This window comes from Edaphobacter dinghuensis (assembly GCF_014640335.1).
Classification (GTDB): Bacteria; Acidobacteriota; Terriglobia; order Terriglobales; family Acidobacteriaceae; genus Edaphobacter; species Edaphobacter dinghuensis.
This window is the reverse complement of record NZ_BMGT01000002.1, coordinates 1194069-1208919: the sequence shown is the minus strand read 5'-3', so window position 1 is coordinate 1208919 and position 14851 is coordinate 1194069. Positions and strand designations below refer to the sequence as shown.

At 60.1% G+C, this 14851-nt stretch carries 9 protein-coding genes; 8 read left to right on the top strand and 1 reads right to left on the bottom strand.

What is annotated here, in order from left to right; genetic code table 11:
• Window positions 1-41 precede the first annotated feature (41 nt).
• Both IEW09_RS10700 and IEW09_RS10695 read left to right on the top strand, forming a co-directional pair.
• Window positions 42-2531, top strand: coding sequence for a sensor histidine kinase (locus IEW09_RS10700; protein WP_188554115.1), 2490 nt, complete (start codon window positions 42-44; stop codon window positions 2529-2531).
• Window positions 2528-3916 (top strand): sigma-54-dependent transcriptional regulator, encoded by a 1389-nt coding sequence (locus IEW09_RS10695; protein WP_188554114.1) that lies wholly within the window; start codon window positions 2528-2530, stop codon window positions 3914-3916. Before IEW09_RS10700 ends, IEW09_RS10695 begins: the two co-directional genes overlap by 4 nt.
• A 10-nt stretch (window positions 3917-3926) precedes the next feature.
• Here IEW09_RS10695 and era read toward each other — a convergent pair whose 3' ends face one another.
• A complete protein-coding gene (era, locus tag IEW09_RS10690) occupies window positions 3927-4964 on the bottom strand; it encodes a GTPase Era (protein ID WP_188554113.1) in 1038 nt (345 codons plus the stop codon).
• A gap of 233 nt (window positions 4965-5197) precedes the next feature.
• Between era and IEW09_RS10685 the strand changes: the two genes are divergently transcribed.
• The 6 genes from IEW09_RS10685 to rodA all read left to right on the top strand — a co-directional run bounded on the left by IEW09_RS10685 (window position 5198) and on the right by rodA (window position 14335).
• Complete coding sequence (locus IEW09_RS10685) at window positions 5198-6907, top strand: alpha/beta hydrolase-fold protein (RefSeq protein ID WP_188554112.1); 1710 nt, start codon at window positions 5198-5200, stop codon at window positions 6905-6907.
• A 240-nt stretch (window positions 6908-7147) separates the two neighbouring features.
• Window positions 7148-8476: a rod shape-determining protein MreC gene (gene mreC / locus IEW09_RS10680; protein ID WP_188554111.1), complete on the top strand. Its 1329-nt coding sequence runs from the start codon at window positions 7148-7150 to the stop codon at window positions 8474-8476.
• Window positions 8477-8480: 4 nt separating this feature from the next.
• Entirely contained in the window at window positions 8481-9005 is a 525-nt protein-coding gene (mreD, locus tag IEW09_RS10675) for a rod shape-determining protein MreD (protein WP_188554110.1), read from the top strand.
• A gap of 69 nt (window positions 9006-9074) precedes the next feature.
• Window positions 9075-11018, top strand: a complete 1944-nt coding sequence (mrdA, locus tag IEW09_RS10670; RefSeq protein WP_188554109.1) for a penicillin-binding protein 2 — start codon at window positions 9075-9077, stop codon at window positions 11016-11018.
• A gap of 83 nt (window positions 11019-11101) precedes the next feature.
• On the top strand, window positions 11102-13168 hold the full coding sequence (locus tag IEW09_RS10665; RefSeq protein WP_188554108.1) for a glutaminase family protein: 2067 nt from the start codon (window positions 11102-11104) through the stop codon (window positions 13166-13168).
• A gap of 66 nt (window positions 13169-13234) precedes the next feature.
• Window positions 13235-14335, top strand: coding sequence for a rod shape-determining protein RodA (gene rodA, locus IEW09_RS10660; protein WP_188554107.1), 1101 nt, complete (start codon window positions 13235-13237; stop codon window positions 14333-14335).
• Window positions 14336-14851 lie beyond the last annotated feature (516 nt).

The window sequence follows — 14851 nt, the reverse complement described above, 5'->3', positions numbered from 1 at the left end:
AGCGTTCGCTGCCTATAATCAGGGGAGCGAGGAGCACGGCCATGCCCACCAACCCAAACCGGCGAAAGCTTCTGATCATCGCCCTCGGCGTGTGCTTTCTTGTGCTGTTGATAGTGCTCATCACGCTCAACGCATTTAATTCGCCGCGGCTTCCACATCCCGTCAATCTCGAGCAGATCTTCCTGTTCACCGGACTGTCGATTGTGGTGTTCCTGCTCTTCGTCATCATTCTTGTATTGCTGGTCCGCAACATGCTCAAGCTCTACGCGGACCAGCGCAGCCGCGTCATGGGATCGCGCCTGCGCACGCGAATGCTCTGGGGTGCGGTGCTGGTGAGCTTTTTGCCCATCGTCTTCATGTTCGCGTTCAGCTATCTGCTGATGAACCGTGCCGTCGACCGCTGGTTCTCGCAGCCGGTGACGCAGATGCGCGACGATAGTAACCACATGGCACTCGCGCTCGCCCAATACTCCACGGCGAACGCGCGCGTCGAGGCTGATTCCATCGCATCGAGCATCCTCGCCGCAGGTGCTGCTCCCGAACAAAAGCCGGTCATCCAGCCTGCCCGCCGGCAGGTGCGCAGGCCGCGCCGGGGCCGGGGAGCCTCACGGCTTGCTCCACATCAGGAGGCAGACTCCACAACGAAGCCAACGTCGCGGCAAGATCATGAGGCGATCGACACCATTCTGCGTCAGCATGAGATCACGTTGCAGAACGGATTCGCCATCGTCTATCACGATGGGCGCGCTATCGCCAGCTTCCAGATGCCTCAGCGAGACGGGGCGACCGCCGAGGTAAAGCCATGGCTGCCGGAGTCGCCCGCAGATGAAGCCGGGGCTGCATCGGGCGCGCATGCACCGCGCACCACCCCCACCGACGCTGCGATTCTCGCCGCCGCGCAGCGCAGCGATGCTCCTATCTTTTCGCTCGGCCAGACCGATTACGCGCTCGCCGCTACAACCATTCAGCGCGGCAACATCGTCGTCGTCGGCCTGCCCATGCCCTTTGGTATGGCCACGACCATGGCCCACCTGCGCAAAGAGGCAGCAGCCTACTGGGTGCTCTTTCGCGAGCGCCGCCAGATCAGAAATCTTTACATGAGCCTTCTGCTCATGATGACGATCCTCGCGCTCTTCGCCTCCAGTTGGCTGGCGCTCCACATCGCTAAACAGGTCACGCGGCCCGTTGAAGCCCTGGGCGATGCGATGGAGGCCATCGCCGCCGGAGACTACGCCCATCGCGTGGACGAAGGCGCCACCGAAGAGTTGGGCGAGCTCGTTCGCAGCTTCAACCACATGGCCGCCGATCTTGAAGGCAGCCGCCGCGCTGTTGAGCACTCCACCGTTCAGCTCAGTGCAGCCAACGCCGCGCTCGAAGCCCGCCGCAGCGAGCTTGAGACGATGCTCGAAACCATCCCCAACGGGGTCGCCACGCTCGATGCCGACCGCCGCATCGTCCTCACCAACCGCGCCCTCAGCGAGATGATGGACCCCGGCGGTCAACGCCCCTTCCTTGGCCGCGTCATCGAAGAGGTCTTCCCGCCTGAGGTCGCTGACGTCATCGATCACCTCATCAAGCGCAGCCACCGCATGGGGTCTGCCTCTAGTGAGATCGAGGTCGCGCGCCTCAACGACAGGTTCGGCGGCAGCCTCAACCTGCTCGCCACCGTCGCTCTGCTTGAGACTCCGGGTAAGCACGATCGCATGAGCCGCGAACATCGCGGCTACGTCCTCGTCCTTGAAAACGCGACCGAACTCCTTCGCGCTCAGAAGCAATCTGCGTGGAAGGAGGTAGCTCGCCGCGTCGCGCATGAGATTAAAAATCCGCTCACCCCCATCAGCCTCAGCGCCGAGCAGATTCACCGCCACATCGACCGCGTCTCTACCACGCTCGCTGACCACAACATCGAGTCGCCGTCGCCCGCCGTCATCCGCCGTTGCAGCGAAGTCATTAGCTCGTCGGTTGAGAGCATGCGGTCGCTCGTTGATCAGTTTGCCGCGCTGGCTGAGTTTCCCACGGCACGACCTCGTCCTGCCGATCTCAACACCATCGTCGAAAACGCGCTGGCGCTGTTTGCCGGGCGCATGCAGAACATCGCGATCATCAAAAAAATGCCCTCCGGCCTGCCACTGGTGATGGCCGATCCTGAGGCACTTAAGCGCGCCCTTGGCAACCTCATCGACAATGCTGCAGAGGCCATGCAGCAGAGCCTTCTCCGCGAACTTCGCATCAGTACTGCGCAACTCGAGAACGGAATGGTGGAGCTCTCCATCGCTGACACCGGCACTGGCCTCACCGACGAGATGCGCGAGCGCCTTTTCCTTCCCTACTTCTCTACCAAGCAGCGCGGCACCGGCCTCGGCCTCGCTATCGCCGCCAAAATTATTCAGGAGCACCAGGGAACGATTCGCGCCGAAAAGAACTTTCCCGCCGGTGCCAAATTCACCATCGAACTAAGAGCGGCAGTCAGCACCGACAGCGAGCTCGAACTCCCAAGCACCATCACCAACGGCCATGGAGGCCCTGCTTGAACCACGTTCTTATCGTTGATGATGAAGCTGAGATCCGCGAATCGCTCGAGAGCATCCTGCGCGAAGAGGGCTACCTCGTCACCACCAGCGCCACCGCGACTGAGGCGCTCGAGCTGCTGCGCGACGCTGCCTACGATGTCGTTCTGCTCGACATCTGGCTGCCCGACCGCGACGGCCTCGAAACCCTAGCCGAGATCCGCACGCTCGATCGCGCCAATGTTCCCGAGGTCGTCATCATCAGCGGCCACGGAACGATTGAGGCTGCCGTGCGCGCGACCAAGCTTGGAGCCTACGACTTCCTCGAAAAGCCGCTCTCGCTCGACCGCACGCTCATCGTTCTGAAGAATGCGATGAAGGCCCGCCAGATGCGCGAAGACAACGAGGAGTTTTCGCGTCAGCTCGCGGTGAAGGGAACTGTCACCGGCCAGAGCGTGCCTATGAAGGCGTTGCGTCAGCAGATCAAGTTAATGGCTCCCACGAACGGCCGCGTCCTCATCTTCGGCGAATCCGGCACCGGCAAGGAACTCATCGGCCGGGCCATGCACGCCGAAAGCCTGCGCAAAGACCGTCCTTTCGTTGAGCTTAACTGCGCCGCCATCCCCGAGGACTACATCGAAAGCGAACTCTTCGGCTACCGTCACGGAGCCGTTCCTGCCGGAACCAGCGGCCCGCAGGAAAAGAAGGGCACCTTTGAACGCGCCGATGGCGGAACCCTCTTTCTCGATGAAGTAGGTGACATGAGCCTCAAGACGCAGGCCAAGGTGCTTCGCGCGCTGGACGAGCAGCGCTTCCTCCCCGTCGGAGCCTCGCACCCGATCCACGTCGACGTCCGTGTCATAGCCGCGACCAATAAGGACCTCGAGGAGGAGATCGCCCGTGGCAACTTTCGCGAAGATCTCTTCTATCGCCTCAACGTCATCCCATTCTTCGTTCCGCCACTTCGCGACCGCAAGGAAGACATTCCATTGCTTGCCAAAGAATTTCTACAGGAGTTCGGCCAGCAGTATGGTCGGCCTCACGTCGAGATGACCGAAGATGCCCTCACCGCACTTCGCCAATACCACTGGCCCGGCAACGTTCGCGAGCTGCGCAATCTCGTTGAGCGCGTCCTCATCCTCAACCCCAAGACGCAGCGCATCGAGCGGAAACATCTGCCCATGCTCGTCTACCGCGGCCCCGGCAAGATCACCGAATCAGGCCGCCTCAACCGTGGCGAAGAGTTCGCCTCGCTGCTCGAAGCACGCGAAGCCTACGAGCGCGATTACATTTTGAAGAAGCTCGACGAAAACCACGGCAACGTAAGCCGTACCGCCGAATCCCTCGGCCTCGAACGCAGCCATCTCTACCGCAAGATGAAGACCCTCGGCGTCAGTGTCAAGGAATAACACAGCAGGATTACTTCTCTTCGCCCATCTGTTTCTCGGCGATCTCCTCTAACTGCCGCCGCCAATCCAAATCTTCGACAAAGCCGCGCGAGCTGCGCCACTCCTCCTGCACCTTCACAAAGAGTTCTAAGAACACCCGCGTACCCAGCAGGCCTTCGATATCCTTGCGAGCCGTTGTGCCAATCCGTTTGAGCATCTCTCCCTGCTTGCCAATCAGGATTGCCTTCTGCCCCGTCCGCTCGCAGTAAATCGCAGCCGCGATCTTGGTCACCGGCAACTTTCCATCCTTCATCTTCTTCAGCGAGGCAGGTTCTTCGTACCGCTCAATCACTACAGCGGTCGCATAGGGAACCTCTTCTCCCGTCAGCATCAGAATCTTCTCGCGAATCAGCTCTGCCACAAGAAACCGCTCCGGCTGGTCGGTTAACTGATGCTTCGGAAAATACCGTTGCCCCTCCTTCAACTGCCCGACGATCTTCTCCAGCAGTAGCTCCAGCCCTTCCTTCTTTCGTGCTGAGATCGGCACGACCTCGGCAAAATCGTGCAGCGAACTCCAGTGCGCAATCAGCGGCAGCAGTTCTTCCTTACGCACGGCGTCGATCTTATTTAGCACCAAAATCACCGGGCACTCCAGCTTCTTTACCAGAGACAGCGCAAAGTCATCCTCGGCGGCGCTCATCGCCATGCGCCCGGTAGTCTTTTCCGATCCGGTCTTCGCCAGTCGATGGGTCACATCCACAATAAACAGCACGGCGTCACGCGACTCCAGCGCATCATGCACCTCTTGCATCATGCGTTTGTCGAGCTGAGTCTCTGGCTTATGCACCCCCGGCGTATCCACCAGCACCACCTGCGCTGCTGGATGTCCCGGCTCTCCCTTGCCCTTCTTTTTCAGTGGGACCTCAAGCACGCCATGAATCCGCGTCCGCGTCGTCTGCGGCTTGTGCGTCACAATCGCGAGCTTCTGCCCCAGCAGGGCATTCAGCAAGGTGGACTTACCGGCATTAGGCCGGCCAATGATGGAGACAAAACCAGAACGAAAGGGCATCACTCAATTATGCGCTGTCGCGGCTGCGTCGAGACGCCGGGCTTGCATAGTTGGCTGGTGTGGCGCGATAACCTCGTCCATTTCACGCCGCTCGTCTTCCAGCCGAAGTAGAGCGGGAGATATCTGCATCTCTGGCGCGTTCTCGCCGGGGATGCGGACTTGCGCTACTGTTTCGAATGATTTTCACCTGTTATCCTTACCCTTCGAAATGCAACGCCTATCCGAGGCAATCCATGCGCTCTGTTCTTGTCCTAGTCGCCGCCTTCCTGATTGCTTCACCGTCGTTCGCGCAGCGCATTGAAGTCACCATCCCGGCCAACGCACCTCTCACCGGCCATCTCATCCTGGTGATAGCGAAGAAGAACAGCCCCGAGCCTCGAATGCAGCTCGAAGAGACCTACGTCTCCGCACAGGCGTTCGGTGTGGACGTGGCCGACCTTGCCCCCAACCACCCCATCGTCGTAGACGATAAGACCATTGGCTATCCGCGCAGATCGCTCGCCGACCTCGAACCCGGCGACTACAATGTACAGGCCGTCTTCAACGTTTACGAGCAGTTCCACCTTGCCTCGGGCAAGACCCTCTGGCTGCCGCCGGACAAGGGCGAGGGGCAGCACTGGAACCGTAAGCCCGGCAACCCGTACAACACGCCGGTCAAGCTCCACATCGACCCAGAGTCGAAGCAGACGCTCAAGCTCACCCTCGATAAAGTGATTGCTCCCATTGAGGGCACCGACCGTGACCCCGCCTTCATCGCTGCCCACGATCCTGCCGCAAAGTGGCTCAAGTACATCCATTTCCGCAGCGAAAAGCTGAGCCGGTTCTGGGGGCGGGACATGTACCTTGGCGTATGGGTACTCCTTCCCGATGGCTTCGACTCTCACCCCGACGCCCACTACCCTCTGGTCGTCTATCAGGACCACTACCACCCCGGCTTCGCTGCTCCTGTCCCGTTCATCACCACACCTCCGCCATCTGGCGAAGCTCACCTGGCGCATCTCGCCGCCGGCTACAAGTTTTTTCAGGATTGGACCTCGGGACGTCTTCCTCGTGTCATCCTCATCTATGTTCAGAGCGCCAATCCTTACTACGACGACTCCTATGACGTAGACTCGGCTAACGTTGGCCCCTATGGCTCGGCCATTAACGAAGAGCTGATTCCCGCTATCGAGCAAAAATACCGCGGCATCGGACAGGGCTGGGCGCGCGCCACCTTCGGCGGAAGCACCGGCGGATGGGAGTCACTCGCTACCCAGGTCTTCTATCCGGACATGTACAACGGCACCTACACCGCCTGCCCCGACCCGATAGACTTCCACGCCTACCAGAACGTCGATCTCTACACTGACACCAACGCCTTCGTCCGTCGCGGCGACTTCGGTGAAGTTCCCATCGCCGCCGACCGCAAGCCTGACGGCTCCGTCATCGCCGACACCGGAGGCAGTTACCGCTACGAGTACGTCCTCGGCACTCACGGCCGCTCCACCGACCAGTGGGGTATCTGGCAGGCCGTCTTCTCTCCCGCAGGCCCCGACGGCTACCCCAAAGAGGTCATCGACCCCCTCACCGGCGACATCGACAAGTCCACTGTGGCCTACTGGCACGATCACTATGACCTCACCGCCATCATGCAGCGCGACTGGCCAACGCTCGGTCCGAAGCTCGAGGGCAAACTGCATCTGACAGTCGGCGATGGCGACACCTATTTCCTCAACAACGCCGTCCACCTTCTCCAGTCCGCGCTCAGCGACACCCGCAACCCCCACTCCGATGCGACCTTCCAATACGGCCCCGGCATGCCCCACTGCTATAGCGGAGGTCCGTCCGAGTACACCATGGAGCAGAACCGCGACAACTGGGCGCAGCGTGTCATCCCGCAGATGGTCGAGCACATGTTAAAGACTGCACCGTCCGGAGCTGACACCAAAAGCTGGCGCTACTAACACCCCGGCCTTGCGTTCTTGTCTTCCTCGTATTTTTTTAGTGCGCTTGCTGTTGCCTCTGGGTACGCCAAGGCTTCAGCCTTGGCCCTCTCAAAGACTTCGACAATTGGGGCTTTAGCCCCTGGGGTATGCTCCTCACATCGCATGATCAATCTGTTCCAAAGCAGCAGCTCTTACCCAAAGGAGTTACCCCGTATCTCCCCACGATCTCTGTCATCTCGCACATAATAGTTGCAGCGCATGGAATCTTTCTTTACACGTTTCAAGAACGTTCTCGTCCTGGTGGCGGTGCTGCTCGCGCAGACCATCGGCCTCGCTATCCAGGTGCGCCGCCCCGTCGAATCGGGCGCGCCCGACAGCCACGACGTCACACTCATGCGCTACTGGGTCGTGGCCGGCGTCACCCCCTTCGAGCGATTCTTCCACTTCATCGGCTTCGACACCCGCACCGCCTGGTCGAATTACGTGAACCTGCGCAATGTTCGCCAACAGAACCAGGACCTTCAGAAGCAGATCGCCCGTCTTCGCCTCGAACAGGCCGCCTTCGCCGAAGACGCCATTCAGGGCCATCGCCTGCAGGCGCTGCTCGCCTTCCAACAGCACTACATTGCCTCGACGGTTGCTGCCCAGGTCATCGGTACCAGCGGAACCGACCTCTCCCACATCCTCTATATCGACAAGGGAGCGGACTTCCACCTTCGCCCCGACATGGCCGTCATCACCCCTGACGGCATCGTCGGGAAAATCCGGGATGTATTTCCCCATACCGCCCAGGTGCTGCTCATCAGCGACCCCACCTCCGGCGCGGGAGTCCTGCTCAGCAGCACACGCATCCTCGCCATCCTTCATGGCACCCCCAATGGCCAGGTTCAGATCAACAATCTCACCGCCGACTCGCGCATCAAGCCCGGCGAGACGGTCTTGACCTCGGGCGGCGACCAGATCTTTCCCCGCGGCCTTCCCGTCGGCACCATCCAGTCCATCGCGCCCGACCCAGACCACCAGCCCTACACGGCCATCACCATCAAACCCGCGGCGAACCTCTCCCAACTCGAAGAAGTGCTCGTGATTACCGGGACACAGTCCACGCTGCCCGCCGCGGCTCAAAAAGACCTGGCCATTGGAGCCTCCACCGCTGAGGCCCAAGCCGCTGCTGCCGCTGCCATCAAAGCCAAGGCTGCCGCCGATGCCGAGGCTGCCGCTGAAGCCTCCGCCCGCTCCGCCGCAGAGGTCATGGCCGACCGCTTGCCCAGCCTTCCACCGGCAGCTCCCACCACTCCGGGTGCTCCGGGCACGACAGCCCCGGCGGCGGCTACCACTCCGCCGATCCCGCATCCGCTGCCTACAATTCATCCCGACCGCTATACCCCGGGTGACACACCTCCGGCTACCGATCTGACCCCCGGAGCGAGAAGCACCTACCAAAATACGGCTGTTCCATCAGCTCCATCACCGACTTCACCAGGCAATGCGCCGAGCAGCGGACAGCAGAAGCCGCGTAAGGCTCCCCAAACCAGTAACCCGGCCAATACACAGCCCGGCACCCAGACCGCACCACAAAACCAGTAAAAGAATGCTCAACCGCAGCTACACATCCCGTCAGGAACTCGAGCAGCACACCTTCTCGCCGCTCGTCACGCTGTTTGTGCCGCTGCTGGCGATCTTTTTGCAGGCCTTTGTTCCCAAGCTGCTTCCGCGCTTCTCGCTGCTCGATCTGCCACTGATTGTCGTCCTTTTCTTCGCAGTCAGCCGCCGCAGCCCCATTGCCGGAACCTTAACCGGCGCAGTCATCGGCCTCTTGCAGGACGCGCTGACCAACCAGCCCATCGGCGTCAATGGAATGGCCAAGTCCGCCATCGGCTATGTCGCTGCAAGCATTGGGCTACAGGTCGATGTGGAAAGCCCGCTCACCCGCATCCTCATCACCTTTATCTTTTCTCTGATCAACAGCGTTCTGCTCTTTCTCATCGACCATCGCCTCCTCGGTCTGCCTGACTACCATCTCTTTTGGGGACACGAGTTGATCCGCGCCTGTGCCAACACGGTCGTTGCTATCCCCATCTTTTTCCTGCTCGACTACACCAAACGTACGGAATAGCCACCAAAGTACTGAATCACCGCTCTTCACCGTCTAATTTGCAAGCCGTAAACTGAAAGCCGAGCCACCATGGAACCAGCACAAAATCCCGAACATTCCACGCTGGGTCTCAACGGCAAAGCTGAAAAGCTTCCCGCAGGCAAGCTCCATTCCGCGCAATATATCATCGCGCTCATTCTTGCCATCCTCATCACCGGGCTATGGCGGCTTCAAGTTCTCGGTGCAGATAACTTCCGCGCGCTCGCCGATGCCAATCGCATTCGCAAGGTCCCTATCCTTGCGCCCCGAGGCCGCATCTTCGATCGCGAAGGCCGCCTTCTCGTCGATAACTATCCCTCGGTCTCCTGCTATCTGCTGCGCGAGCAGGTCAAGGACATCAACCTCGATCTGCCGCTCATCTCCCGCGGTCTGAACATTCCCATCGATCAGATTCAGGCGATCCTTCGCCACTACCAGGCCGCTCCCAAGTACCAGCCCATTCCGCTGAAGCAGGACATTACACCCGACGAACAGGCCTTCATCGAGGCCCATCGCAACGAGCTGCCCGAACTGGAAACCCTCGACGTGCAACGACGCCTCTATCCCCGCGACGGCTTCGCCGCTCACCTTATAGGCTACGTCGGCGAGGTCTCCGAGGAGATGCTCGACAACCCCCGCTACGCCTTCTACGATCCCGGCGATGTCGTTGGCCGCTCCGGCGTAGAGGAGACCTATGACTCCGTCCTGCGCGGTACCGATGGATATAAAGACGTCATCGTCAACAGCCATGGCAAGGAACTCGGCCATCTCGGCGAGACCCTCGCCATCCCCGGCAAAGATCTTCGCCTCACCATCGACCTCGATATACAGATGGCCGCCGAAAAGGCCCTCGAAGGCAAGGTGGGAGCAATCGTCGCGCTCGATCCGCACACTGGCGAAGTGCTCGCCCTGGCTTCGCGTCCTACTTTCGATCCCAACCAGTTCTCGGGCCGCCTGACCAAGAGCTACTGGGACCAGATCCTCAATAACCCTGACCATCCGCTGCTCGACAAGGCGACTCAGGCCCAGCTTGCGCCGGGCAGCACCTTCAAGATCATCATGTCGGTGGCGGGTCTTCAGGAGGGCATCGCCCAGGACATGCATGTCGATTGTCAGGGCGGAGCCACCTTCTACGGACACTTCTACGCTTGCGACCAGCATCATGGAATGGTCAACATCAATAACGCCATTCCGTACTCCTGCGACACGTTCTTCTACACGCTGGCGAACCGTCTGGGTATCGATACCATCGCGCGGTACGCCAGATCAGTGGGCCTGGGGCAGCGCACCGGAATCGACCTGCCCGACGAGGCCACCGGAACCATGCCTTCTACGGAGTGGAAGCTGCGCACCCTCCATCAGCCTTGGTACGCCGGTGAGACGATCTCGGTCGGCATCGGGCAGGGAGCGGTCACGGTCACACCGGTCCAGCTAGCCCGTGCCCTTGGCGGTATCGCTTCCGGCGGCGTCTTCCATCGTCCCCATGTGGTCTTTCCCGACGAAGTCTCCTCGCAGGACCTTGAGGCCATCCACGAGAGCTTTCCCGGCTCCGGCGAGACGACGATCCCTCTCTCCAAGGAGAACTGGGAGATTATCACCGATGCCATGGCCAACGTAACCGGAAGCCCGATCGGCACGGCCTATGCGGCGCATCTGGACGGTATCGACTTCGCTGGAAAGACCGGCACCGCGCAGGTCATGAGCCACGACGCGCTGGCGCGTTCGGGCGGCGGCCATAAGACCCAGCCGAATGCCTGGTTCGTCGGCATGACCCCGCGGCGCAACCCCGATATCGTCGTCGCCGTGCTGTGGGAGCACGGAAACTGGGGCAACAATTCGGCTCGGCTGGCCGCGCAGGTAATCGACGCCTTCGTCAATAAGCAGCGCAAGCGTGCGGGAAACGTGCGCGAGGTTGCGACCGTTCCAGCCGCAACCACTTCCGACGCGACCCCTGCCCCGGTTCCGGCTGCTAAGCCAGTCCCATCTGCAGAATAGTTCGTTTGAACCATTTCCAATCGATATCCCATGAAGGTATGGTTATTAGGTCATGTAATGGCTTACATTTCCTGAGGTTCCCGATGAAACTGAAGTTGTCCCTCGCTCTTATCCTTCTGCCGTCCTTTGTCTTCGCCCAGCAGCGCGCTCCGGACACACCGCTGATTACCCACAATCCCTATTTCAGTATCTGGTCGAACACCGATAATCTCACTGACTCCAACACTACGCACTGGACCGGCGCTCCCCAGCCCATCAGCGGCATGGCGCGCATCGACGGCAAGGCCTACCGCTTCATGGGCCGCGATCCTCGCGACGTCCCTGCGATGGAGCAGGTTGCGCGTTCGATCACGCCGACCCACACTTTTTACGAGTTCAAGCAAGCTGGCGTTGATCTGCACCTCACCTTCTTCACGCCCACCATCCTCAGCGATCTCGATATCCTCTCCCGCCCGGTCACCTATCTCACCTGGACGGCGCAATCGACCGACGGCGCATCGCATGACGTCTCGGTTCTTCTCGACGTCGATCCCATCATCGCCGTCAACGATCCCTCTGAGCAGGTCGTCTACACCCGCAACCAGACTGCGACTGGCAACGTCCTCTCCGTAGGTTCACGCGACCAGGACTATCTCAATCGCTCCGGTGACAACGTTCGCATCGACTGGGGCTACTTCCATCTGGTCGTCCCCAAGGACGAGCAGGCCACCACCGCCATCGCCGCGCGTGCCCGCCACGACTTCGCCACCACCGGACAGCTTCCCGCAGCCGACGACATGGATATGCCCATGCGGGCAGACCGTAAAGGTGCTCACCTCGACGCTGTTCTCACCTTCGGCAAGGTCGCAGCTGAGCCGATCAGCCGCCACGTTCTTGTCTCCTACACGCAGAACTACGAGATCCAGTACCTCGGACGCAATCTTCGCCCCTACTGGCAGCGCAACAACGAGCCCGTCTCGCAGATGCTCGATGAGGCCGAGCAGCAGTACGCCTCGCTCGAAGCCCGCGGCACCGCCCTCGACAAGGAGCTGACCGCCGACCTCACCAAGGCCGGTGGCGAACACTACGCAGCCATCGCGATCCTCGCCTATCGGCAGGCGATGGCTGCCCACGGTCTGGTGGCTGACGTCGACGGCTCGCCTTACCTCTTCGCCAAGGAGAACTTCTCTAACGGAGACATCGCCACCGTCGATGTTCTCTATCCCTCCGCGCCGTTCTTCCTCTTCTTCAATCCGAAGCTGCTCGAAGCCCAGATCTCGCCCGTGCTGAAATATGCCGCGTTGCCGAATCGCTGGAAGTTCCCCTTCGCTCCGCATGACCTCGGCCAGTATCCATTGGCCAATGGGCAGGAGTATGGCGGCGGAGAGAAGACCGAAGAGAACCAGATGCCAGTCGAAGAGAGCGGCAACCTGCTCATCCTCGTCGACGCTCTCTCCCGCGCCGAAGGCAATACCGCGCTTGCCGAGCAGTACTGGCCTCAGCTCACCAAGTGGGCGGAGTACCTCAAGGCAAATGGCCTCGATCCTGAAAATCAGCTCACCACCGACGACTTCGCCGGCCACGTAGCCCACAACTCGAACCTCTCCATCAAGGCGATCGACGGCCTCGCTGCTTACGCCGACCTCGCTCGCTTGCTCAAGAAGGAGTCGGTAGCCCACGAGTATCAGGCCACCGCCAAAGACTACGCAGGCAAGTGGATCACGATGGCCAAGGAGGGTGATCACTACAAGCTGGCCTTCAACAGCCCCAACACCTGGAGTCAGAAGTACAACCTGGTATGGGATGACCTGCTCGGCTACAACCTCTTTCCCAAATCGGTACGCGACAGCGAGATCGCCTACTACCAGACCAAGATCAATCTCTACGGTCTGCCTCTCGACAGCCGCGCCGACTACACCAAGCTCGATTGGGAGCTGTGGACAGCAACGCTCGCTGACAATCCGGCCGCGTTCAACGCCATCGTAGACCCCATCTACAAGTGGACGAACGAGACTCCGAGCCGCGTTCCGCTCACCGACTGGTACGACACCAAGACTGGCAAGCAGGTCGGCTTCCAGGCCCGCAGCGTCGTTGGTGGCGTCTTCATCAAGGCGCTGGCTGACAAGTCGCTGACAGAGAAGTGGCGCGCCAAGGCAGCGGCTCACCAGTAATTCAGTAGGCACCCCCAACGTGGCATCACGGCGGCGCATTTGTCCGGCTAAGATAATAGCCAGCACATGCGCCGCCTCTCTTCTTACCGCGACTTCGACTGGGTGCTGCTCGGCTTCGTCCTTGTCCTCTCGGTCATCTCCGTCCTCGAGATTAAATCGGCGACCCTGCATACCAAATTTCACGGCTTCGATCACAAGCAGATCGGCTTTCTTGCTACCGGCCTTGTGCTGATGTTTCTGATCTCGCTGATCGACTATCACCGGCTAATCGATATTGTTCACTGGGCTTACGGCATCAGCATCGTGTCGCTATTGGCTGTGCTCGCCTTCGGCACCAAAGTCCTCGGCGGCCGCCGCTGGATCAAGCTTCCCGGCGGCATTCACTTTCAACCGTCCGAGTGGGTCAAGCTCGTCCTGATCGTCGCCATCGCTCGTTATTTTTGGGGGCTTGCGGGCAGGGAACTGACCTGGACCGATATCGCCAAGGCCTTTGCGATGGTGTGCATTCCCATGCTCATGGTGCTCAAGCAGCCGGACCTGGGCACATCGCTCACCTATTTGCCTATTCTCATCTGCGGACTCTTCCTCGGCGGCATGCGCCTCAAGCAGGCAGCCATCATACTGCTTGTCTTTGCGCTGCTGGGCGTAGGCGCGTGGAAGAGCGGAAAGCATCTCAAGCCGTATCAGCAGGCCCGCATCAACGCCTTCCTCAATCCCGATACCGACCCTCGCGGCTCCGGTTATCAGATCCGCCAGTCGCTCATCGCCGTCGGCTCCGGCGGCATCTGGGGCAAGGGTGCTAACAAGGGCACACAGACGCAGGGCGACTTTCTCCCTATTCCTTACACCGACTTCATCTTCGCCGCCTTCTGCGAGGAACATGGCTTCATCGGCGCTCTCGGCGTCCTGCTGTTATACTTTCTTATATTGATGCGTTTGATTCAGAACGCTCAAACAGCTTCAGATCTGCCCGGCACCTTCATCATTATGGGGGTCGTCGCCGTCATCATCTTTCAGATTGCGGTCAACATAGGCATGGTCGTCGGTCTGATGCCAGTCACGGGAATCCCCCTTCCGCTCATGAGTTATGGTGGATCGTCGATTCTCTTCACCTTCCTTGCGCTCGGAATTGTCATGAACATTCGCATGCGCCGGTTCGTGAACTAGTTCGGGGATCGGTTACAATTTCCCGGACTTAAAGAAGCACCCATCTCCGCACTTGCAGCAGATTTGGTGCAATACTATTGGCAGTACCTGTTCGGTCAGATGCCGGACAGCACGACAACCCGCTCCCTTTGGCGCAAGGCGCCGGCAGCGGCAACAGGATTTTTAGAAGTTGTTTAAAGATCTTTAGAGAATTTTTAGAAGAAAAGGCCGGCCAGGCGAGAGACGATCAGTCCGTTGGCCGGACAGGTTTCAGGGAAATGATTGCATCCGGATGGCAAACGGCCCCGCCTCAGGCTTTAGGCTTAGAGGTTGTTTCGGTCACAAAGTCCGCATGTCTATTCGCGTTCGAAGCATCCCCTCGTGTCATCGATCTCCATCGTGCCGCCCCACCCGCGTCGTTTAAAAGCGCGGTTGCGGCAGAGTTGTTTATTCATCTCGCACCCGCATTTGATCGTCGTGCACGCGCTTCTGCATCCCGCATCCTGTCCGCACCCACGGTGAGCCGCCCCTAAGATT

Coding starts and splice junctions, on each gene's coding strand:
- IEW09_RS10700 (WP_188554115.1), top strand. CDS start 42: ATGCCCACCAACCCAAACCGGCGAAAGCTTCTGATCATCGCCCTCGGC.
- era (WP_188554113.1), bottom strand. CDS start 4,964: ATGCCCTTTCGTTCTGGTTTTGTCTCCATCATTGGCCGGCCTAATGCC.
- IEW09_RS10685 (WP_188554112.1), top strand. CDS start 5,198: ATGCGCTCTGTTCTTGTCCTAGTCGCCGCCTTCCTGATTGCTTCACCG.
- mreC (WP_188554111.1), top strand. CDS start 7,148: ATGGAATCTTTCTTTACACGTTTCAAGAACGTTCTCGTCCTGGTGGCG.
- mreD (WP_188554110.1), top strand. CDS start 8,481: ATGCTCAACCGCAGCTACACATCCCGTCAGGAACTCGAGCAGCACACC.
- mrdA (WP_188554109.1), top strand. CDS start 9,075: ATGGAACCAGCACAAAATCCCGAACATTCCACGCTGGGTCTCAACGGC.
- IEW09_RS10665 (WP_188554108.1), top strand. CDS start 11,102: ATGAAACTGAAGTTGTCCCTCGCTCTTATCCTTCTGCCGTCCTTTGTC.
- rodA (WP_188554107.1), top strand. CDS start 13,235: ATGCGCCGCCTCTCTTCTTACCGCGACTTCGACTGGGTGCTGCTCGGC.